The organism is Robinsoniella sp. KNHs210 (assembly GCF_000686105.1).
Lineage (GTDB): Bacteria > Bacillota > Clostridia > Lachnospirales > Lachnospiraceae > Robinsoniella > Robinsoniella peoriensis.
Genome location: NZ_JMLZ01000002.1, coordinates 2,019,805 through 2,042,984, shown reverse-complemented (window position 1 = coordinate 2,042,984; position 23,180 = coordinate 2,019,805). Strand labels below are relative to the sequence as shown.

14 protein-coding genes are annotated in these 23,180 nt (G+C 43.2%); all 14 read left to right on the top strand.

Annotation, left to right across the window (positions count from 1 at the left end; all coding sequences use genetic code 11):
• Window positions 1-2 precede the first annotated feature (2 nt).
• Entirely contained in the window at window positions 3-1,109 is a 1,107-nt protein-coding gene (locus tag CD03_RS0115825; RefSeq protein ID WP_027294491.1) for a Gfo/Idh/MocA family protein, read from the top strand.
• A gap of 2 nt (window positions 1,110-1,111) precedes the next feature.
• Entirely contained in the window at window positions 1,112-3,238 is a 2,127-nt protein-coding gene (locus tag CD03_RS0115820) for an alpha-L-fucosidase (RefSeq protein ID WP_027294490.1), read from the top strand.
• A 22-nt stretch (window positions 3,239-3,260) separates the two neighbouring features.
• Window positions 3,261-3,902: a YesL family protein gene (locus CD03_RS0115815; protein ID WP_027294489.1), complete on the top strand. Its 642-nt coding sequence runs from the start codon at window positions 3,261-3,263 to the stop codon at window positions 3,900-3,902.
• Window positions 3,889-4,041 (top strand): hypothetical protein, encoded by a 153-nt coding sequence (locus tag CD03_RS38285; protein ID WP_197041667.1) that lies wholly within the window; start codon window positions 3,889-3,891, stop codon window positions 4,039-4,041. The genes CD03_RS0115815 and CD03_RS38285 overlap by 14 nt, the downstream gene beginning before the upstream one ends.
• Window positions 4,041-5,255 (top strand): hypothetical protein, encoded by a 1,215-nt coding sequence (locus CD03_RS0115805; protein WP_027294488.1) that lies wholly within the window; start codon window positions 4,041-4,043, stop codon window positions 5,253-5,255. The genes CD03_RS38285 and CD03_RS0115805 overlap by 1 nt, the downstream gene beginning before the upstream one ends.
• A gap of 376 nt (window positions 5,256-5,631) precedes the next feature.
• Window positions 5,632-10,158 carry a glycosyl hydrolase family 95 catalytic domain-containing protein gene (locus CD03_RS36160; protein ID WP_052377829.1) on the top strand — a complete coding sequence of 1,509 codons (4,527 nt, stop codon included), beginning with the start codon at window positions 5,632-5,634 and terminating at the stop codon, window positions 10,156-10,158.
• Window positions 10,159-10,672: 514 nt separating this feature from the next.
• On the top strand, window positions 10,673-12,334 hold the full coding sequence (locus CD03_RS0115795) for a sensor histidine kinase (RefSeq protein ID WP_027294487.1): 1,662 nt from the start codon (window positions 10,673-10,675) through the stop codon (window positions 12,332-12,334).
• Window positions 12,315-13,097: a response regulator transcription factor gene (locus CD03_RS0115790; RefSeq protein WP_027294486.1), complete on the top strand. Its 783-nt coding sequence runs from the start codon at window positions 12,315-12,317 to the stop codon at window positions 13,095-13,097. The genes CD03_RS0115795 and CD03_RS0115790 overlap by 20 nt, the downstream gene beginning before the upstream one ends.
• 143 nt (window positions 13,098-13,240) lie before the next feature.
• On the top strand, window positions 13,241-14,905 hold the full coding sequence (locus tag CD03_RS0115785; protein ID WP_027294485.1) for an ABC transporter substrate-binding protein: 1,665 nt from the start codon (window positions 13,241-13,243) through the stop codon (window positions 14,903-14,905).
• Window positions 14,906-14,975: 70 nt separating this feature from the next.
• Complete coding sequence (locus tag CD03_RS0115780) at window positions 14,976-15,917, top strand: ABC transporter permease (protein WP_044289415.1); 942 nt, start codon at window positions 14,976-14,978, stop codon at window positions 15,915-15,917.
• An 11-nt stretch (window positions 15,918-15,928) separates the two neighbouring features.
• Window positions 15,929-16,828: a carbohydrate ABC transporter permease gene (locus CD03_RS0115775; RefSeq protein ID WP_027294483.1), complete on the top strand. Its 900-nt coding sequence runs from the start codon at window positions 15,929-15,931 to the stop codon at window positions 16,826-16,828.
• 45 nt (window positions 16,829-16,873) lie between these two features.
• Window positions 16,874-17,809 (top strand): nucleoside hydrolase, encoded by a 936-nt coding sequence (locus tag CD03_RS0115770; protein ID WP_027294482.1) that lies wholly within the window; start codon window positions 16,874-16,876, stop codon window positions 17,807-17,809.
• A gap of 24 nt (window positions 17,810-17,833) precedes the next feature.
• Window positions 17,834-20,239, top strand: a complete 2,406-nt coding sequence (locus CD03_RS0115765) for a glycoside hydrolase family 3 N-terminal domain-containing protein (RefSeq protein WP_027294481.1) — start codon at window positions 17,834-17,836, stop codon at window positions 20,237-20,239.
• A gap of 171 nt (window positions 20,240-20,410) precedes the next feature.
• Entirely contained in the window at window positions 20,411-23,095 is a 2,685-nt protein-coding gene (locus CD03_RS38575; protein WP_242849103.1) for a leucine-rich repeat protein, read from the top strand.
• Window positions 23,096-23,180 lie beyond the last annotated feature (85 nt).

Sequence of the window (23,180 nt, the reverse complement as noted above, 5' to 3'; positions counted from 1 at the left end):
AAATGAAGTGTTTATCTACCGTCATAGTGGGAATGGGAGAACGGGGAAAGGTACATCTCCACGGATTCCTTAAAAATAGAGATATGTTTGAAGTGAAAGGAATCTGTGACAGGAGAGAAGCGCATCTTCAGGAGTCTGTCAGGCAGTATGGCATCAGCCCTGATATCTGCTACACAGATGCGGAGGAAATGCTGAAAACGGTAAAACCCGATGTGATGGCTTTTGTGACCATGCCTCATATTCGTCTGCCCATGGTGAAACTGGCAGTTAAATATCAGGTGAAAGGTTTGCTTTTTGAAAAGCCAATGGCAGTTTCACTGGAAGAAGCAGATGAGATTGTACGCTTGTGTGAGGCACATGAAATTAAAACCATCGTTTGCCACCAGCATAAATACCTCAATTCTTTCCTGGAATTAAGGAAAGCTCTGGACAGCGGGGAACTGGGGCAGATTACAGATATCCGTGCAAGCTGCCAGCCCCAGGCTTCCCAGCTTGGAACCCACTATTTAGACTACATGATATGGGCTAATGGAGGAAAACAGATTGTAAGCGGAGTGGGACATATTCATGGCAGTTTTTATTTAGAGGACAGCCATCCTTCACCCGATTATGTTATGGGACAGTTAATTTTTGAAAATGGTGTACGGGGATTTTTAGAATGTGGGTATTTGGCGAAGCAGACGGAAAAGTATCAGGCTTGCTTTAGCCATGGCAGCGGGGAGCCTGCTTACTGGACAGATGACAGGCTGACGGTCTATGGATCAAAAGGATATGCCTGGGCTTCCTGCAATGGGAAATATGCGGTCTTTTCTCCAGAAACATCCCCTGAGATAAGGCATGGAGATTATCAGGATTTTTTCCAGCGGGAGCAATTTGAAGCACAAGTCCGCTATACGAAGGAGTTTGGGGAGTGGATGTTGGGAAAAAGAGAGCGCCACGACTGCGATGTAAAATTAGCATATCATGGATTTGAGGTGCTGGAAGGCATTTATAGCAGTGCCCTTGACTGTACCAGAGTGGATTTTCCGCGGGTTTGGCCCAATAAGTATGAAGCATTGGAAGAATGCAGGAAAAGATTACATAGAGTCACTTACAGAAAATGGAGGTAATTATGGATAAATGGTATAAGAAGCATTACCGAAGAACATTACTGGACATGCATATTGAAGATTGGAATGAAGAATTCCTGTCCCAATATGACCCCAAGAAGTATTTTGAACTATTGAAAAAAGCTGAAATTACAGCACCTATGATATACGTGCAGTCTCATGTGGGGCTCTGTTACTGGCCTACAAAGACTGGCATCATGCACAAAGCATTCCATGGAAAAGAAGACATGGTAAAGCAGGTTTTTGATATGTGCCGGGAGGCAGAAATGCCAACGGTTCTGTATTATAGCATCATTTTCAATAACCGGGAATATGAACGCCATCCGGAGTGGAGAATGAAGGATGCAAATGGACAGGATTCCAGATCGAATGGAGGGCGGTATGGGTTGTGCTGTCCCAACAATGAAGAATACAGGGAGTTTGTGAAAGCACAGATTCGGGAATTCTCCCAGTATTTCCAGTTTGAAGGTGTATTCTTTGATATGACCTTTTGGCCGGAGGTATGTTATTGCAAATCATGCCAGAAGCGCTGGAGAGAAAAACATCAGGAGCCAATGCCCGAAATAGTGGACTGGAATGATGAGAATTGGCTGGCCTTTGACCAGGAGCGCCATGAGTGGATAAAGGAATTTGCTTTTTTATGTACCGACGAAGTACATAAGTTTTCTCCCGAAGCAACCGTAGAGCATCAGTATGGAAATTCTATTGCATTTTGGAGATTTGGAAATAACGAAAATGTATCTATGGCAAGTGATTATATTGGCACGGACTTATACGGAGGAATCAGGCAGCAGTCCTTTGCTTGTAAAGCCTGGTACCATCTTACCAAGAACAGACCTTTCCAGTATATGACAAGCAGATGCTATCCAACTCTCGCGGAACATACTTCTATGAAATCCTATGACCAGCTTCGGCAATGTGTAGCCATGACATATCTTCATCACGGAGCCAGCCTGTTGATTGATGCCATTGACCCCCTGGGGACCATGGATGAGCGGGTATACGAACTGATTGGAAAAATCTACGGGGAAATGAAAGAATATGAGCCTTACATGACAGAAGGAGAACAATCCTTTGATATCAGCTTATATTTCAATTTAAACGGAAAATATGACCCCAGACAAGAGGGTATTCATGTAATGGATCACCGCCTGGACAGGGATAAGGGCAGTGCAGGTACCATGCCTCATTTCGATGCATTGATGGGAGCTTCTGATATCCTGGCATCCCATCATATTCCCTATGGAATTGTAAATAACTGGAGGCATGAGGAAATACAGAAACATCCGGTTCTGGCAATTATGGATGCGCCAGGGCTTTCTGAAGAAGAAATCTCGGATGTGATATCTTATGTGCGTGATGGAGGAAATCTGTATTTAAGCGGTTACACAGATAACAGGCTCCTGCAGAAATTCTTTCATACAGAAATGGATGGGTATACAGATGGAAGAATGACATATCTGGCACCCTGCGGGGAATCGGGGATTATGGAAGGATATAGTACCAGAAAATATCCGCTTGTGATGTTTGAACCGGCAGTAAAATTAAAACCAGGATACATGGGAACTAAAATGGCAACATTGACGTTCCCCTATACAAAACCAGGCATTCACTGGTCTATGTTCCCTACGGATGTTCATGAGGAGGAATATGTGGACGTAAATTCAGATGCATATCCATTTTCTACCATACACGCAAATCCTCCTGGAATAGAGACAGAGATGCCGGGTATGCTGTATACCACCTGCGGGAAAGGAAAGGTCATATGGTCTGCCCTGCCTCTTGAAAGAGCTGAGAGGTACCAGCATGGAGAGGTATTTATAAATATAATGAAAATGCTTGCCGGTGGTGCGTTTTCCATTCAGGTAGAAGCAAGTGAAACAGTAGAGAGTATAATCTTCGAAGATAAACCGGCTAAATCCCTGTTAGTGGGGCTGATTGAAACCAGAAACGGTTATACCATTGCAGACACCCATGATATAGACATTGCACTCAATACACCTGTGAAACCGGCAAATGTATGCATGCTGCCGGAGAAAAAAGAAATAGCTTACTGCTATGAAGACGGATGTTTAAAAATACATCTGGATAAAATATCTGTTTTTGCCATGTTACAGATTCAGTGGTAAAAAGTTGTGAAGGAGGGTGCTTATGGAAAAATTATTTGCACTGGATGGGAAGTTCAATCGATTTATGTCAAAGGCAGCAGATCTTCTGCTGTTGAATCTCATGTGGATGACTTGTTCCCTGCCGATTATTACAATCGGGGCATCCACTACAGCATTATTTGATGTCCTGATCGAAATGACAGAGGATAAGGAAGCTTATGTAGTCAGAACTTATATCCGATACTTTGCCAAAAATCAAAAAGAGAGTACAAAGCTCTGGTTATTATTTCTGACTGTACAGACACTGCTCTGTGCGCTCTTTGCAAGTGCCTTTCAGGTGGGAAGTAGTGTAATTGTAGCAGGGAGTATGATTGGAGAGGTATTTTTCCTGGCCTGTACGGTTTTTGCCTTTCCCCTTCTGGCATGGACTGGTGACAGGAAACTTGGAAGTTTGCTGAAGAAATCAGCCTTCCTTGGTGTGGCGGCACTACCCTGGACGGGAGTGCTTCTCTTAGGAAGTGGTATTTTGATTGCTGTCACACTGTGCTATCCACTTCCAGCGGCGCTGCTGCTGCTTTTTATAGGTGTGGCAGGTATTTCTTATATGATGAGCGTCATATACCGGCATGTTTTTCAGAAATATGGTGTGTTAAGGGCAACGGAATTAAAACATGAAGTTATCTGATCGGGAAAAGCTTTCTGCCTATATGGGAAAACCAAAAGAAACAAAGGCGTTTACATTTACGGCGAAAATTTTAGAAGAGAAAGAAAAGATTGCCTTGTACAAGGAAAGGGCAGAGTACTCTAGAAAGGAAGGATATTGATGGAGAAAAAGGAATTAGCAGTAAAAGCATTACAGAAAGGAAAAGGTATCTTCCGGTTGGCACCTACCTGGGTTCCCAGGTCATTTTGCAGACCAGGGAAGAGGATTAAGCTGCATCCGGATGATTACTATGCACTGGGGGCAGAGAGGGGAGGCATCGATGAAAGGTGGTTTGCATCCACAACCTGGGCTGAAAACGGACCGGGGACGCCAGAAGATGAAGGCATGAGTTATATTGTGGTGGATCAGGAAGGCAAAGAAAAAATCCTCCTGAAGGAAGCCATAGATTTTTTGGGAGCAGAAATCGTGGGCGATTATCTGTGGGAGAAGTATAGGGGGTGGCCCATGTTTTCCAAATTCTTTGACAATGCAGGGCCTCTTCCTCACCATATTCATCACCGGGCAGAACACGCAGCCAGGGTAGGGGCTTCCGGCAAGCCGGAGATGTATTTCTTTCCATCCCAGGTTAATAACCATGGTGGAGAGTTTCCTTTTACTTTCTTTGGATTTAATCCTGAAACAGAAAAAGAAGAAGTATTAGATGTACTCAAAAATTTCACCAAAGGAGACAATAATATTCTTGGTTTATCCAGAGCTTATAAATTAGAACTGGATACAGGATTTGATGTTCCCCCCGGAGTGATGCATGCTCCCGGAAGTCTCTGTACCTATGAACCGCAGTTTGCCTCAGATGTGTATGCAATGTATCAGTCAGTACTGCTAAACGGTCAGGTAATCGGAGAAGATTTGCTGTGGAAGAACACTCCGGAAGAAGAAGTCGGAAACTATGAATATTTGCTGGACGTAATTGACTGGGAGGAAAATACAGATGCAGATTTCCATAAGAAACATTATATGAGGCCAAAACCGGTGAGAGTGGTAGAAGATATGCTGTCAGAAGGGTATTTAGAGGAATGGATCTGCTATAAATGCAGTACCGTTTCTGCAAAGCGCTTAACTGTATTTCCGGGACAGAAAGTGGTAATCAAAGATGCGGCTGCATACGGTATCATCTGTTTGGAGGGACATGGAAGATTTGGACAGTGGAAATTGGAAACACCTTCCCTGATTCATCTGGGCGAATTGACAAATGATGAATTTTTCGTGACAGAACGTGCTGCAAAAGAAGGAGTAGAAATTATCAATGAGTCATCCACGGAAAACATTGTAATTCTAAAACACTTTGCGGAAAATCCAGAGTTGGTTTTGGAATAGCTTTTCAAGTGCATACAGCATGAGAACTAAAGAATCAATAATACATAGCCACAGGGCCTGCCGGGGCAGACGAAGGAGCGGATGCAGGGTAGCAATAGGAGGTGGAGCAATCACCAACCGAACCAGAGACTGGGAAGAATCTGGGCTTTCCCCCTTATAGCTTATGAAATGGTTTTTTGTGATTAGCATCCTTAACAAAATACTAAATTCATAAATAAATTCTAAAACTCAACAATCACATTAAAAAATTGAAAAATTTGGTCAAGAAAGTACTAAAGAAATTTCTAATACCGCGCTACTATAAGATTAGAATTGTTTATTGTCCATATGATAGCATTAATAATCATAAATAAATTATAGTAGAATGGAGGAAATTATGAAGAGTAGAGAAAGAGGAATTAGCAAGGGTATGGCAATTGTATTGACAGTTGCATCAATTCCTTTTAGCGGCAGTGTATCTGTGCAGGCTGCGTATCAAAAGGTTAATCAGGCTCCGATGAGTATTGTATTTGATGAACCGGTATCACAGGGGCATGTAAGTGGTGGCGACAGTGATACGGAACGGTGGCAGCAGTTATCGTTTCCTATAGGAAATTCTTACATGGGTGCAAATGTCTATGGAGAGATTGAGAAAGAACATCTTACTTTCAATCACAAGGAAATGTGGAATGGAGGACCCTCAGAGACAGAGCCTTATACCGGTGGGAACATTGAGGAAGTAAACGGTCAGCCTATGGCTGAATATATGCAGTCTGTGCAGAATGCATTTCTAAACGGAGATGGAAATGCGGCTTCCATGTGTGATTCCCTGGTTGGAAAAGAGAGCAGGGAATACGGTGCTTATCAGGCATGGGGAGATATTTATCTGGATTTTAACAGAGATTATATGTATGAACCAGAATCTTCTGATGGTGTTATCAGCGATACCAGCGACCGTATTCGATATGGAGATGGATGGAAAAGATGGGACCAGGGCTCCTGGGAGGCAGGTTCAGAGCATTACAATGAGGCACCGGGTACTTTTACAGTGAACTTTCAGGGAACCGGAATGCAGATGATTGGGGTAAAGGCTTCCAATATGGGAGACTACAGGGTAACCGTGGACGGAGAAGTGGTAGATTCAGGAACTATGAATGCTTCTGAAAAAATGGAAAATCAGGTACTTTTTGAAGTAAGTGATTTGGAATACGGGAAGCATGTTCTCACATTTGAGTCTCTGAAACATGAAAGTGGAGCACAGAAAACATCTTTTGATTACCTGAAGGTTTTGTTTGGAGAGACAAATGTAAACTGGAATGTGGAAGCACCCGAAGAAGGTCTGGAATTTACAGGAGAATGGAAACGATGGGACCGTACAGAGGAATCTGACGGGAATTCCTGGTTTGGAACAGACGAAGTCTATGTGGATGGCGATAAAGCGAAGGATGCTTCACTGACCTACACATTTACGGGAACGGGATTTAAGCTGTTTGGCGCTATGAGTTTTCAGGTAGGTACATTTGAATATGCATTGGATGACTCTGAGGAATACACGGCAGTCAATACCTACTCTGATTACTACAGCCGCAGATGCCAGCTGCAGGTGAACAACCTGGAGAACACAAAGCATACTCTGAAAATCAGGGGCGTGGAGGGAAGTAAGGTATCCTTTGATGGTATTGCAGTCAACCCTTACGATATGGAGGCGGAGCTCCCCCGTCCTGAGCATACGGAAGTAACGAATTACAGCAGGGAGCTAAATCTGGACAACTCCATCGCAGAGGTCTCATTTGACAGGGATAACACACATTATCACAGAGAATATCTTGCCAGCTATCCCGATGGGGTCATTGCGATGAAGCTGACTGCAGAAAAGGCAGAAGGCGCTGGGGAGGATACGCAGATGCGTCCACTGGAATTTGAGGTTAATTTCCCCATAGATCAGCCCGAAAAAAATGCGGAAAGCCTGGGTAAGGATGTTCTTTATGAAGCATCAGGGGACAGTATTATCGTTTCCGGTAAACTCAGGGATAATGGAATGCAGTTCAATGGAAGACTGAAGGTCGTTTTGCCGGATGGACAGGGAAAGGTGGAACCGCTGGCAGGTACCACAGACACACTTGCGGTGACAGGTGCAAGGGAAGCTTACATTTTCGTGTCAGCGGGAACGGATTATGACACCAATTATCCGGTTTACCGTACAGGGGAAACATCAGAGGAATTGTCACAGCGTGTGGAGGGGATTCTGGAGGGAGCATGTCAAAAAGGATATGAAACAGTAAAGAAAGATGCAGTTGCTGATTATAAAGAAATCTATGACAGAGTAAAAATTGATCTGGGTCAACAGGAAACAGGTATGCCCGCGGACCAGTTAATGGCGTCTTATAAAGAGGGTAGTGCCGATGCCGCTGCACGCAGTTATCTGGAAACCCTGATGTTCCAGTTCGGGCGTTATCTGCAGATTGCATCCTCCAGAGAAGGGGATAAACTGCCGGCCAATCTCCAGGGGGTATGGCTGAACAATTCCGGTGCTGCCAACGATCCGGTAATGTGGGGATCAGATTACCACCTGAATGTAAATATGCAGATGAATTACTGGCCTACTTATGTGACCAATATGGCAGAATGTGCTGAACCAATGATCCGGTACATGGAGGGACTGCGGGAACCGGGACGGCAGACGGCCCAGGTATACTTCGGAGTTGATAATTCAGAGGGACAGCAGAATGGATTCACAGCAAATACCCAGAATACGCCTTTTGGCTGGACCTGTCCGGGCTGGACATTTTCCTGGGGGTGGTCACCGGCAGGTGTTCCCTGGATGCTCCAGAATGTTTATGAGGCATATGAATACTCAGGAGATGTTAACAAACTGAAGAATGAAATCTTTCCTATGATGGAAGAGGAGGCAAAATTCTATCAGTCCATTCTGAAAAAAGCAGTGGATCCAGACGGAACTGAGCGCTATGTTACAATACCTGCTTTTTCCCCGGAACATGGTCCATATACGGCGGGAAATACATATGAAAATACATTAGTATGGCAGTTATTTAACGACTGCATAGAGGCAGCAGAAATATTGAACGAAACAGAACCGGGAACAGTATCACAGGAACAGATTGATACCTGGAAAGAATTTATGGATGGACTGAAACCAATAGAAATCGGAGACAGCGGACAGATTAAAGAATGGTATGACGAGACAAGCTTTGGACAGAACACATCAGGCACTATTCCTAATCATTCAGGGGGGCACCGACATATGTCCCATCTTCTGGGGCTGTATCCGGGAGATCTGATTACAGTGGAAAATGAGGAGTATATGGAAGCGGCAAAAGTATCCTTAAACGACAGAGGTGACGATGCAACAGGATGGGGTGTGGCACAGCGGCTGAACACATGGGCAAGAGTCGGAGACGGAAACCGTGCTTACCAGATTATCAATTCCTACTTTAACAACAGCGTTTATACCAATTTGTGGGATGCTCACCCACCCTTTCAGATTGACGGAAACTTTGGATATACCAGTGGGGTCGCTGAGATGCTTATGCAGTCGAATGCGGGATATATCAATCTGCTTCCCGCACTTCCTGAGAATCAATGGGTTTCCGGATCGGTGAGTGGTCTGGTTGCAAGAGGAAACTTTGAAATCAGTGAAAGCTGGGAGAACGGTGAATTGAAGACAGCACAAATCATATCCAATAACGGAGGTGAATGTACGGTCCAGGGAAAAGGATGGAAGAGTGTCTCTATTACGGATCAGAACGGAACTCCGGTAAAAGTGGAAACTACCGGAGAAAAAGAGGGAAGGTTTTCCTTCATCACAGAAGCAGGAAGCACCTATATGCTTACCGGCAGCAGCGAAGAAATGCCGGAACCTTCCGAAGATACAGATCTGACAAGCCTGAAACTTGCGGTTGTTATGGCGGAAAGTATGGCGGCAGAGCAGGAAGAAAACAAATGTTACACAGAGGAAAGCTGGGCTTCGGTGGAGCAGGCATTATACGCAGCCAAGGAACTTATGGAAAACCAGGATATCAATCAGAAACAGGCTGACGAAGCTTTTCTGGCACTCATAACTGCATGTAATATGCTGGAAAACGGGACACAGAAGGTGGGATTGAAAGCAGCTATAGAAGGCACAGAGGCGATACTTGCAGACACAGAGAGTTTGTCAAAGTACACAGAAAAAAGTGTGGAGGCGGTCAGAACAGCCCTTCTGGCAGCGCAGCAGATATTTGAAAACAGCGGTTCCGACCAGGGAACGATCAATAATGCGACCACAAATCTGCTCACTGCTGTAACGTCTATGCTGGTGAAAGAAGATGACACAAGACTTGGCATCCTTATACAGACGGCAGAAGAGATTCTGGAGAAAGAAGATCAGTACACACCTGCAAGCGTACAGAAGCTTCGAGACGCACTGGAAGCGGCCAGGGAAATTGCGGAGAGTGGACAGGCAGAAGAAGCAGACATCAATGAATCATATAGGAACCTGTCAGAGGCAATGACTTCCCTTGTGAGAAAAGGAAACAAAGAAGAGTTGAAGGCCGCACTGGATAAAGCGGATGAGATTCTGAAAGAGTTCGGAAAATATCTGGAAAGCAGTATGGAAGGTCTCCGGGAAGTGGCAGACAGTGCACATGCTGTGTATGAGGATCAGAACGCAGATGCAGATGAAATAGGGAAAATTTTGAAGAAACTTGTTGGAGAAATCCTGGAGGTACGCCTCATGGGTGATGTGGACCAGAACGGTATGGTGAATACCCGGGATGCGGCAAAGCTGCTTAGATACAGCGCGGAACTGGAACAACTCTCAAAAGTACAAATCCAGACAGCAGATGTAAATAGGGATGGATTGGCAGACGGAAGCGATACAGCTGTCATCCTCCAGTATGCATCAGAGAAAATCAAGTCATTCTGAGCTCGGAAAGACATGATACGGTTGAAATAAAGGGACTAAGGGATTGCGCACTGCAGTGTTTATTGCAGTGTGACAATTCCTTTTTAGTTGATAAATTAAATGCGTGTGATTTGGTGGGCAGATATTGCAGCCTTAATGCAAAGGGGAATGTCATGTTCCCAAAATCCTGCAAGGCTTATTACTACCATAACACACAGGATGACTGGGTAGAAATAACAGACATTTCACAGGAGGACTTACATCTCCTGCAAAGATAATAAAAAATATAGAATAATATAGAAAAATATAGAAAAATATACCCTCTTTTATCTGACTATAGATTAGTCTTTTAAAAGAGGGTTTATTTTTTTCATTGTTACCTTATAATGTATGATATTTTAATTTCAAAAGAGATTATTACTCGGTTTTTTGGTCAAGATATGATAAACTAAGGGTAAATGCAAATCAGGAACTCAAAGTATGTATAACTGGTTTCAAGGTTGCTGTAATTAACCTGAAAAGGGAGGAATTATTTATGAAGAAGAGAGTCTGCCATTTGTTTAACTCCATATCAACCAAGGTTATTTTGATTATGCTGGTAATGGTGCTGCCGCTGAATCTGATTGCCATCATCGCAAATGAGAAGGTGATTGATACTATGGTAAATCAAAATAAAATGTCCGCCCAGACTCTGGCGGATACTTTTACGTCAGAAATCGAAACCCAGATGACGAATACCCATACCTTATTATATTATTTTTTAACCAAGAATCCGGATTGTATCCAAATGAAACTTCAGGAAGAAGATAATTATACATATCAAAGCTCGAAGCAAAAATTGTTTTTCAGCCTGAAATCTATGGGAAGCATGACGGATGGTGGAGACGGCTATTTTTATTATATGAAGAAGATGAAAGATGTGGTTGTCTATGATGAAAACCCTAAGGATAGTAATAACCTGTACCATACGATGAATGAATTTATAGAGAAACAGCTGGATGACGGAATTACAGGCGGGTGGCATATTTATGAATTCAATTCGTATAAATACTTGTTTTTAATAGTGGAGCAAAAAAGTATGGTCTATGGAGGGTGGTTTAATCTGGATGCACTTATGAAGAAACTGGAACACAGATTGAGCTATACTGATTATTCAATTGATTTGTCAGAGGGTATGAGCCCTCCGAATACCAGCGATCGAATTGTTGTTTCAGCGAATTTGAAGAAGCTTAATTTAGTGATCAGTGTAAAGAAAAGTGAAATTGTAGGCGGAATATCTAAATATGTCACGGCATTGCAGACCATGGCATTCTTATATTTGGCATTGATACCTCTTTTGTTTATATTTTTGAAAATCATTTTAATAAAGCCATTGAAAATAGTAAATCATGCACACCGCCAGATAAAAAAAGGCAATCAGGACTACAGAATCAGTGATAAAGCTAATTCTGTGGAGTATATGGAAGCATACCAGTCTTTTAACCAGATGGCGGATAACATCAAGGCCCTGCGGATTGAAGGCTATGAAAAGGAAATTGCAAGGCAGAAAATAGAACTTCGCAATCTGCAGCTGCAGATTCGTCCACATTTCCTTCTGAATACGTTTAACCTGATATATACCTTGTCACAGCGCAAAGAGATGACTGCGGTTCAGCAGATTATCATATACCTCTCAGAATATTTTCGGTATATTTTCCGAAGTGAGAAGGAATTAGAGCTTTTTCCCAAGGAGCTTAAGCTGATACAGGGTTACGTAAAGATGGTCTGTATCAATTATTCAGGAAACGTGGAAGCAGAGTATCATATAGAACCGGAGGTTCAATATGTCCGGGTTCCGCCGCTACTGATACATAATTTTATTGAGAATGCAGTTAAGCATGGAGTGAAGCAGGGAACCATGCTCCATATAACGGTTACAGGACGATATGCGGATAAAAAAGTGATCTTTCAGATTACGGATGACGGCAATGGCATGAGCGGGGAGTCCCTGGAGAAATGCAGGAAGCTGCTGCAGGGAGACACAGAGCCAGAGAATTTTACCTCTGGCATCGGATTATCCAATTCCATAAGGAGATTAAGGCATTTTTATGGTCCGGAAGCAAAGATTGAAATAATGTCAGTACAGGGGGAAATGACCTCCGTGATCATACAATTCCCATACAATTTGGAGGTAGAAAATGAAGTTACTATTGATTAATGATGCTATTTTAACAGTTGAGACAATGAAAACAGATATTCCATGGGAGCAGTATGGGGTGGAAGAGGTATTTACCGCTTATGATGCAGAAGCCGCCAAGCTTTGTATCCAGAAAAATCCCATTGATCTGATGCTCTGTGATATTGAGATGCCTGGTGAAAACGGGATAGCAGTACTGCGCTGGGTCAGGGAGAACAAAAAGGAGATTGAATGTATTTTTTTAACCTGCCATGCCAGCTTTGAATACGCAAAGGAAGCGATTCAGCTGGGCTGCCAGGACTATTTGCTGATGCCAGCCATGTACGAGGATATCGGAGCGGCTGTTCTTAAGGTAGTTAACCGGATTAAAGATAAACGGGAGTCTGCCCGTTTTCAGGAATACGGCAGGCAGGCGGTTAAGGAAAAAGTGGAACTGGCAACAGAAAATTTCGGACAGAAGAAAACGGAAAAATCGGTGGATGCAGCGATAAGCTATATTGTAGAGAACCTGTCCAGTGAGACGCTTTCTTTAAATGAAATAGCTGAAAAGCTGTTCATACATCCGGCATATTTAAATCGGATTTTTAAAAAGGAAAAGAATATAACCGTTGGCCAGTATATAATTACGGAGCGGATGAAGATGGCAGCAGAGCTGCTAAAGACCAGGAATCTTAGCGCAAATGCTGTGTCAGAGCTGGTTGGCTATAAGAGTTATGCTAATTTTAATTCTATGTTTAAGAAATCATTTGGGTGTTCACCATCCCAATATAGTGGAGAAGATTAAAGGATAAGTAGAGCCGTTATTCATATGCAATAAAAAAAGTAGTTCGTTTTCGAGAGATTCCAGTTTGAAAATAGTATGGTATTTAGAGTCAAAAAAAAGTATAAATAAAGCATAGAAACAAATACCTATTAAGGAGGAAATTTATGAAGAGGAAAGTAGTTGCTTTATTAGTATGCAGCAGCCTGGCGGTAAGTATTTTAGGAGGATGCGGACAACAAAAGGAGACGAGCGGGAACGAGACAAAAACGGAGACAAATAAAGATACAAATAAAGAAACAAATGAAGAATCAAATAATGAAACAAAGACGGAAGCTGTGACATCTCAGGAAGATACAGCGAAAAGCAGTTCAGAGACAGGGAAAGAGGAAGCGGCTGGTACCGAGTCGAAAGCAGATGGAGATATTGTAGAAATTTTCTGGCAGTATCCGGCAACCAGCGAGGTAACGGAAGGATTTTACCGGATGGAAGACGCGCTGAACGAGATGATGGAAAAAGACATCGGTGTTCACGTAACCTTTGTACCCACAGATCTTATGACTTCCCAGCAGGATGCTACATTGATGATATCATCCGGAGAACAGCTGGATGTTTCACTGACAGCCTTCACAAGTGTGGGAAATCTGGTTGAAGATGGTCTGATTTTACCGTTGGATGAATACATGGAGGAGCATGGCAGCAATATTGAACCAAACTGGATCAGTGGAAATTATTATGATGGCAAGCTGTACTCGCTCCCATCTTGCGTAGATTACCAGGCTAAGACTTATGGTTTCAATATGAAAAAAGAGTACTGCGATAAGTATGGATTTGAACAGGATGATAATAAACTTTATACTTTAGATGAGATAGAAAAAATGTTCGCAATTGTGAAAGAGGGAGAAGGTGAAGGCTTTTATATGACAACTCCCTGGAATAATACATATGAGCCTTTAAATTACAGCTATCAGGAATACGATATGTTATCGGGAAGTTTATCAGCCGGCGTATTGATGCTGAACAGAAGTTTTAAAGATTTGACGGTATACAATTATTTTGAAACAGAGGAGTATAAGAAGTATTGCGAGATGATGTATGACTGGGCAGCAAAGGGATATATTGCACCTGATGCGGCAGTGGATACAGACTTTTCAAATCGTGCTATGGAAGAAAATTATTTAGGAACATTTGGTTATTGTGATGTGGAAAGCAGTATGTTATCAACGAACTCTTCCTGGGGACAGGATGTTGTACAATTTCGTACAGTTGATGGATTTATTAGACTCAATGGCGGATCTAACGTTAACTGGAATGTACCCATAACTTCTGCAAATCCCGGAAAAGCGGTGGAAGCGATCGCTTATGTACTTAATAATAATGAGGCAGGAACTTTAATTCAATATGGCTTTGAAGGGGAAGAGTACGAAGTAGTGGAGGATAATGGCGAGTATCAGGTAATTAAATATCTGGCTGATGACGTTACCCAGCTTCCCTACAGTAACGTATATGGACTATGGGGAAATCGTATGAAACTGCCAGCGGTTTATCCGGCGGATATTGATCTGAGTAATAAGAGAAATGCCTATGAAAATGCCGTACCAAAAAGCCGTTATTCACCGGCGATGGGTTACAGCTTTAATGCCAGCAGCGTAAGCACGGAAATTGCTGCAGTTGAGACCGTGATGGAACAGTATTGCTATAGCTTTAATGCAGGAGCACTGGATCCTGAAAAAGCTTTGCCGGAATTTAATGCCGCGCTAAAATCAGCAGGCATTGATAAAATAATTGCAGAAAACCAAAAGCAGCTTGATGCATGGGCAGCAAGTAAATAATCTATCATGACAAAGGGCTGCTGTTACTTACAAAAGTTAGCGGCAGCCTGAAATATTATAGGAGATTAACATGATCGGAAAAAGAAAATTACCGGCAGCAAAGAAGAGAATAGGACTGAAAAAGGTACTGCCATTTTATCTGATGGTTTTGCCTGGATTAATTTACTTATTGATTAATAACTATTTGCCGATGTTTGGCATTGTCATAGCATTTAAGAAAATGAATTATACCAAAGGTATTTTTGGAAGTGACTGGAGTGGCCTGGATAACTTTCGGTTTCTGTTTGCATCAAAGGATGCCTGGTCCATCACCAGAAATACAATTTGTTACAATATAGCCTTTTTTGTAATTGGAACTGTTTGTGCAGTACTGCTGGCGATTTCGATCAATGAAATTCGCTCAAAGCATACTTCTAAATTGTACCAGATATTTATTTTACTGCCTTATCTCATGAGTTGGGTTGTTGTCAGTTATCTGGGATATGCATTTTTATCCAGTGAAAGCGGATTCTTGAACAAGACATTGTTTCCGGCGATGGGGCTGAAACCGGTTAATTGGTATCAGGATAAGACTTATTGGCCGCTGATTCTGATATTTGTAAATACATGGAAAAATGCAGGATACAGTATGATTATCTATTATTCCAGTATCGTGGGAATCAGTCAGGATTTTTTTGAAGCAGCACGGATTGACGGAGCATCGAAATGGAAACAAATCAGATATATCACGCTGCCCTTATTAAAACCTACTGTAATTACGCTGTTTATCTTAAGTGTAGGCCAGGTATTCCGTTCTGATTTCGGGTTGTTTTATCAGGTGACAAGAAACAGCGGGCCGCTGTATGAATTCACCAGAACAATAGATGTATATGTATATCAGGCATTGATGAAGAATGCGGATTACGGAATGGCAGGAGCAGCAAGTGTGTACCAGTCTATCTGTGGTTTCATCCTAATTTTAATCGCAAATAAGATTGTGAAAAAGTATCAGGCAGGCAGTGCGCTGTTCTAAAGGAGGCATAAATGAAAACAAGAGAAAATATGAGGACACAAATCATCACGAATGCAATCTGTATCATTGCGACTGCTGTTGCACTCTTACCATTCATTCTTTTGATTATTGCCTCATTTACAGATAATAGCTGGGCATCCGTCAACGGATTTACTTTTTTTCCAAAGGAATGGAGCTTATCAGCATATGAGTACATTGCTATGAAATGGCAGACGATTGGCCATGCTTATTTGATGACCATTATTGTAACTGCAGCAGGCACAGTGGCATGCCTTTTCATCAGCGTCTTATTTGCTTATGGCATCAGCAAGCAGTGGGTTCCGGGTATGAAAATTGTAAGCTTTCTGTTGATTTTTACCATGCTGTTCAATGGAGGTCTGGTGTCCACTTACTACTGTTATAACAAGATCTGGAATATTAAGGACACCATATGGGCATTAATTGTCCCGAATATGATGATGAATGCATTTAATATCATACTGATCCGGAATTATTTTATCAACAGTATTCCCATCAGTTTGGAAGAAGCAGCGAGAATAGACGGAGCCGGTGCGGTGCGGATCTTAATATCTATCGTGATTCCACTTAGTAAACCGATCATTGCAACCATCGGACTGATGACGGCTCTAAGCTACTGGAACGACTGGCTGAATGGGCTGTACTATTTATCAGCAAGAGGTGGTTCGGAGTATTATACCATTCAGATTGTATTGAATAATATCAGCAATGATATTCGTGCGATTTCCGCTGCAGCAACGAGCAGTGCGGCAATGGCGACGAATGTAAAATTGCCATCCACAACAATTCGGATGTCTATTGCTGTGATTGGTATCATCCCCATAGTGGCTATTTATCCGTTTTTCCAGAGATATTTGGTAAAAGGAATTACACTTGGAGGTGTAAAAGAGTAGCAGCGTTATTTATTACACGGTATGAAATACAGGAGGAAGAAACCGATGATTTACAGTAATTATTCATTTACAATCCCGCAGGAAAAGCAGGTCCGGGTCATTATTGATACGGATGCTAAGAATGAAGCAGATGACCAGTATGCCATTGTACAGGCTTTACTTAGTCCGAAGCTGGACAATGTAGGATTCATTGCCGCACGTTATGGATGCTTAGAGGACAGTGTGGACAGAAGTTATGCTGAACTGGAGAAAATATTTGATTTGATGGGCTTAAAGAAAGAGGATATGTTGTATCATGGGGCGCAGAGTGCGTTAAGGGATGAGCTTACCCCAGAGATTTCTGAGGGGGCAGAATTTATTATAAAAGAAGCACTTAAAGAGGATGAACGACCTTTGTTTGTACTGTTCCTGGGCGGCATAACCGATCTGGCAAGCGCCTATCTGATGGAGGCTAAAATTGCAAAGCGTCTAACCGCTGTCTGGATTGGAGGAGGGCCATATCCCCTCGGAGGGGATGAATTTAATCTCTGGAATGATATCAATGCAGCAAATGTTGTGTTTTCCTCGCCAATTGAATTGTGGCAGATTCCACAAAATGTATATAAGCAGGCAGCGGTAACGCTTGCCGAACTGGAATACCGCGTTCGTCCTCAGGGTGAAATCGGAAAATATCTGTTTGAGCAATTGGATGAATTTAACCAATGCGAAGGTGTTCGTAAGATGGATTATTTTACCGGAGAAAGGTATATTCTGGGTGACTCTCCGGCGGTTGGCGTGCTTTTGTATGGAGATAGTGCCAGTTATGAGTGGCGGCAGGCACCGCGGATAGCATCTGATATGACCTATGTACATCATGGAGTCAGCCGTCCCATCCGGGTGTATGATCAAATTGACCATCGGCTTCTGCTGGAAGATTTTTATTGCAAGCTGGCATTGTTTGCACAGAATGGAGTATCCCGTAACGAACGGGATAATATGTAAAAAATGAATGGAGAAATAAAGCTTATGAATCAATCATATAGGAATACGCAACTGAGCAGTGAAAAGCGGGCAGAATTGCTTTTACAGGAAATGAACACAGAAGAAAAGCTTGCACAGCTGACCTGTTTCCTGCCTGCAAAGGATCGGATGGAGGAATTAAAGGAGAAGTGCAGGAATGGTATTGGTGAGATCAGTACGCTGGAAATGAGAAATATTGAAAGTCTGGAAGCAGTGGCTGATTTTCAGCGGGATGTTCAGAAAATCATTATGGAACAGAGCCGCCATCACATCCCGGCGATTTTTCATATGGAAGGCTTATGCGGTGCGTTTATACAGGAAGCAGCCAGTTTTCCGGCTGGAATTGCACGAGGCTCATCCTGGGATGTTGAATTGGAGGAAAAAATTGCAGATGTTGTGTCAAGGCAGGAACGGGCAGTGGGGATTACCCATACGTTAGCTCCGGTACTGGATGTGGCAAGAGATCCCCGCATGGGAAGGCAAGGTGAGTCCTACGGGGAAGATGCAGCATTGGTATCCGCAATGGGAGCAGCCTATACGAGGGGGATTCAGCAGGGAGAAAGTGCAGGAAGAAAGTCTGAAGCAGTGGCGAAACATTTTTTGGGATCCCATCATACGCAGGGAGGAATTCATGGCACTCACCTGGAAATTCCGGATCGTCTGCTGCGGGAAGTGTACGCAAAGCCGTTTCAGGCTGCAATCAGCGAAAGCGGGCTAAAGGGAATTATGCCTTGTTATTGCGGCATAGACGGAGAACCGGCATCAGCATCGGCAAAACTTCTGACCGGGCTGCTGCGGGATGAAATGAAGTTCGATGGCGTGACCGTTTCGGATTACAGTGCAATCAGCAATATTCACGAAGTGCAGCATGTCTGTGAAAGCTATACAGATGCAGGCGAGCAGTCATTGCTGGCAGGAATGGACGTGGAGACGCCAAACCGTATGGCTTTTAACGATGAACTAATGATCAGGCTGCAAAATAGTGAGAAGGGCATAAAGCGTTTAGATCAGGCGGTTCTGGGCGTGCTGACTGCGAAGTTCAGAATGGGATTATTTGAAAATCCTTATGCACTTGCCGGTCAGGAATTAAAGCAGACATTTCTGGCAGGGGATGAAGAGGAAATTGCTTTACAGGCAGCCAGGGAGTCTCTGATCCTCCTTAAAAATAATGGAATACTTCCGCTCAAAGGAGGTATAAAAAAGATTGCCGTTATTGGTTGTCATGCTGAGAATGCCAGGGTCTTCTTTGGTGACTATACCCATTTGAGTATGTCTTCAGCAGTGCTGGCAGTGGCAAACTCCATAGCAGGAATTGGTGAATCAGGAACTGCGGGGAATAAAGACGCGGTTCTGATATCGGGAACTCAGGTTCAAAGTGATGAGACAGAAGAATTTATGGAGTTATTAAAGCTTCAGAAACCAAATGTTCTGAGTTTACTGGATCAACTGAAAAAAGATCTGCCAAATGTGGAAATTAGCAGTGCATACGGTTATCCCGCAGCGGGTAGCGATGAATCCGGATATGGGAAAGCATTGGAAATTGCAGCAGCAGCGGACCTGGTAATTATGACCCTTGGCGGCAGGTATTGCAGCTGTTCCATTGCGACTATGGGGGAAGGTGTAGACAGTTCAGATATTAATCTTCCGTCGTGTCAGGAACATTTTATCAGAGAGGCAGCAAAGCTTGGAAAGCCCATGGTGGGCATACATTTTAACGGCCGTCCCATATCCAGTGATGCAGCAGATGAATGCCTGGACGCAATACTGGAAGCCTGGGCACCAGCTGAGGGCGGTGCCAGAGCAATTTCCGAAGTGCTGCTGGGAGCATTTAATCCATGCGGAAAATTACCCGTGTCAGTTGCTTACCACACCGGACAGCTGCCTGTATATTATAATCATCCCTGGGGATCAGCATGGCATACGGGACGCAGCATAGGTTTTCAGGATTATGTGGATTTACCTCATACCCCACGCTATTGTTTTGGCTATGGCATGTCGTATACGCAGTTTGAGTACTCAGCGTTGCATATCCAAGCGAAAGAGATTTCTCCGGATGAAACAATTATGATAACCTGCGAAATTAAAAATACCGGATCTGTGGATGGAACAGAAGTGGTACAGCTGTATTTTTCCGACAGCTATGCAAGTTTACAAAGACCGGTTAAAGAACTGGCGGGATTTGCCAGGGTGACGCTGATGGCGGGAGAAAAGAAGCAGGTGAAATTTACAGTGGAGCCCGGACAGCTGGCGTTTCTGGATAAAGATATGAGATGGAAGATTGAATCCGGTGAATTCAAAGTAATGATAGGCAGTTCCTCAGAAGATATTCATTTAGAGGATTGTTTTGTAATAACGGATAGCCTTTTTATTGAGGGGAATGAGCGGGGATTTTATGCAAAGGTGGAGGGATAGATTAGAAGTGACGCTTTGTAGTTTATAGGCAGTGTACGGAAGGATGTGGCGTAGGGGGACGTGGCTGGCGAAATTTTTATGGCTACCACGATGGGAAGTTAGAATATTTTACACATGAGTTTGGGGATTTTTTTACTTGAAAATGAAAGAGGAATATTGGGAGGAAGGAAATTGAGAAGATTAAATCTTATGAAAAAAGTGTTAGCGGGTTTTATGGCTTTTGCAATGGTGATGAATGCCGGATTGCCGGCATTGGCTAAGGAATCAGATATCATTCTGGAAAGGGAGGCAGGAAGTAAAACGGGAATAGAAGTGGAAGCGCAATCAGACCTTATGGCAGCAGAACAGAAGGGTGTGGCAGAAGGAGAAGTAACTGCTGAGGGTCTGTTGGAGGGCTATGCCAATACGACGGGTATAGACCAGGCTGACAGCCCCACCATTACGTCTATAGAAGAACTTACTGCACCGGTACCGCATCTTAAAGTTATGGTTACAATTGGCAGCTTAGGCGGATTTGATGTGCATCTTCCTCCGAAAGATAAATTTGAGGGACGCTTTTACCAATTGGTGCACCCAACATTTCTGGACCGGAATGTGTCCGATCATAATATAGCGCTTGCTTATGACAGCGGGGCATATACCCTGCAGACAAGCGGAAGCGGCTTTGTTAAGGTTGGAATTAATCTTGACGCGGCTGCAGCGCATATATCCAGAACGATTGCGAAAAATTACTATGGTTATGAGGATAAGATATATGGCTATATTTATGGTGGCAGCGGCGGTTCCATGCAAGTAGTCGGGGCTATGGAAACCACCAACACCAAACTGCAGAATATATGGGATGGAGCGGTACCGTATATTACAGCCTCTCCGGTTTCACTTGGCAATTTTAATATAAGATTATTTGCCCGTGCTGTTCTGGAAGAGAAAGCGCCGCTTATTAAGGATGCGGTGAGTCCCGGAGGCAGCGGTGACCCTTACGCGGTGCTAAATGATATGGAAAGCGAAGTTCTGCGTGAAGTTACGAAGTTAGGCTTGCCTTTGCAGGCATGGGAGAATTATGAATATTTGCTTTTGATGAATAATCATAAAACTTTGCAAGATGCCCTGGCTGATGCAGAAGGTATTACAACTAATTTATATAAAGAAAAATTCTGGACTGAGCCGGGGTACCTGGGGACAGAAGATTCAGAGCTTGGCAGACTTTTTAGAAAATTAAGAGATTCGGGTATCAACCAGGACGGACTTTCGAATATTGCATATCACAGGCATATAGATCCAGGGATGACCTATCATACCTGGGATCATTTAAAAGATGCTGAAGGGACACCTTACTATGCACAGATCGGAGGACAGCATTCAGGCGTTGGAACAGCGTCTATGATGTCAGGCGGCGCCTCTTACTCTGGGAAGATTGGCATGAAGGTTATTATGATTCAGAATCTGATGGACGTTGATTCCTTTCCAACGGACGGGGACTGGTACAGGCAAAGGGTAAGGGAACAGGGACTTGAATCAGATTTTAGAATCTGGGTTAACCAGTATGCGGATCATCAGGAGAACAAATATATGCATTTAGATCATCCATATCCCCTGGAAGATCTTCCGGAGCGTTTAATCAATTATGTGGGCAGTCTGGAACAGGCGCTGCGTGATCTGTCGGCTTGGGTGGAGGAAGGTGTGGAACCTCCTCAATCATCCAGTTATGAAGTAGTTGACAGCCAGTTTGTTTTGCCGGATGATGCTGCGTCACGCTGGGGAATACAGCCGGTAGTTGATCTGTATGCAGATGGTGCCAAGAGGGCAGATATTGCTGCTGGCGATACCGTTACGTTAGAAGCAGCAGTTCAGGTACCGCCGGGAACCGGTTCTATTGTAAGTGCGAAGTGGGATTTATATGGTGATGGTAACTTTGTTGATACAGATTATGAAACGCTGTCTGACGGTAGTGTAATCGTCAGGGGATCTGCAGTATATACCCAGCCTGGTACTTTTTATCCCCAGGTGCGGGTAGCCTCTCAGCGTGAAGGGGATTCAGACACACCATTTGCAAGGGTAGAGAATCTGGGACGTGCACGTGTTGTTGTAAAAGCCCAGGAACCGGATCCGGAAGAAACGGAACCAGAAACGAAACCAGAAACAAAACCAGAGACAGAACAAGAGACTGAAAAAGGACCAGAAAATGCTAAAATTGATATCTCCAAGTCTGTTTTAAGTAAAATTGCCTCACAGGTATTTACCGGAAAAGCCATTACACCAGAGGTTCGATTAACATGCAATGGCAAGACAATGGCCAAAGATAAAGATTATACAATTTCTTACAGCAAAAATGTCAATATCGGTAAAGCAAAAGTGGTAATAACAGGCAAGGGTAATTACCAGGGCAGCCTGTCCACCACATTTGCAATCAATATGAAAAAAGGCAGGAGCTACACAATAGGCAACTACAGGTATAAAGTGACGAATGCCAGTGTCAATGGAAAAGGAACGGTAACCGTAACCGGTGTTAAAACAAAAGCATTAAAATCCATCACCGTTTTGAATACCGTAAAGATCGGAGGAAAGTCATTTCAGATAACTTCCATTGGAACTGGTGCATTTAAGAACTGCAAAAAAGCTACCAGAGCATCCATTGGAAAAAATGTGAAAACGATTGAGGCAAAAGCATTCCAGAATTGTAAAGGATTAAAGAAGATTACAATAAAAAGCACAGTGTTAAGGAAAACGGGAAAACAAGCGCTCAAAGGAATCAACAGGAATGCCAAAATCATAGTTCCCGGGAAAAAATTAAAAGCTTATACAGATCTTCTGAAAAATAAAGGACAAAAGAATACCGTGAAGATTAAAAACAGATAAACTGATTCAAGTATAGCCTCTCGGAATCTCTGATAAAAGCGGATTTTCCGGGAGACTATTTTAAAGTGGAGATAAAGAGTTCTAC

Excerpts from the sequence above, each read along its gene's own strand:
- CD03_RS0115825 (WP_027294491.1), top strand. The coding sequence starts at position 3 with ATGAAGTGTTTATCTACCGTCATAGTGGGAATGGGAGAACGGGGAAAG.
- CD03_RS0115820 (WP_027294490.1), top strand. The coding sequence starts at position 1,112 with ATGGATAAATGGTATAAGAAGCATTACCGAAGAACATTACTGGACATG.
- CD03_RS0115815 (WP_027294489.1), top strand. The coding sequence starts at position 3,261 with ATGGAAAAATTATTTGCACTGGATGGGAAGTTCAATCGATTTATGTCA.
- CD03_RS38285 (WP_197041667.1), top strand. The coding sequence starts at position 3,889 with ATGAAGTTATCTGATCGGGAAAAGCTTTCTGCCTATATGGGAAAACCA.
- CD03_RS0115805 (WP_027294488.1), top strand. The coding sequence starts at position 4,041 with ATGGAGAAAAAGGAATTAGCAGTAAAAGCATTACAGAAAGGAAAAGGT.
- CD03_RS36160 (WP_052377829.1), top strand. The coding sequence starts at position 5,632 with ATGAAGAGTAGAGAAAGAGGAATTAGCAAGGGTATGGCAATTGTATTG.
- CD03_RS0115795 (WP_027294487.1), top strand. The coding sequence starts at position 10,673 with ATGAAGAAGAGAGTCTGCCATTTGTTTAACTCCATATCAACCAAGGTT.
- CD03_RS0115790 (WP_027294486.1), top strand. The coding sequence starts at position 12,315 with ATGAAGTTACTATTGATTAATGATGCTATTTTAACAGTTGAGACAATG.
- CD03_RS0115785 (WP_027294485.1), top strand. The coding sequence starts at position 13,241 with ATGAAGAGGAAAGTAGTTGCTTTATTAGTATGCAGCAGCCTGGCGGTA.
- CD03_RS0115780 (WP_044289415.1), top strand. The coding sequence starts at position 14,976 with ATGATCGGAAAAAGAAAATTACCGGCAGCAAAGAAGAGAATAGGACTG.
- CD03_RS0115775 (WP_027294483.1), top strand. The coding sequence starts at position 15,929 with ATGAAAACAAGAGAAAATATGAGGACACAAATCATCACGAATGCAATC.
- CD03_RS0115770 (WP_027294482.1), top strand. The coding sequence starts at position 16,874 with ATGATTTACAGTAATTATTCATTTACAATCCCGCAGGAAAAGCAGGTC.
- CD03_RS0115765 (WP_027294481.1), top strand. The coding sequence starts at position 17,834 with ATGAATCAATCATATAGGAATACGCAACTGAGCAGTGAAAAGCGGGCA.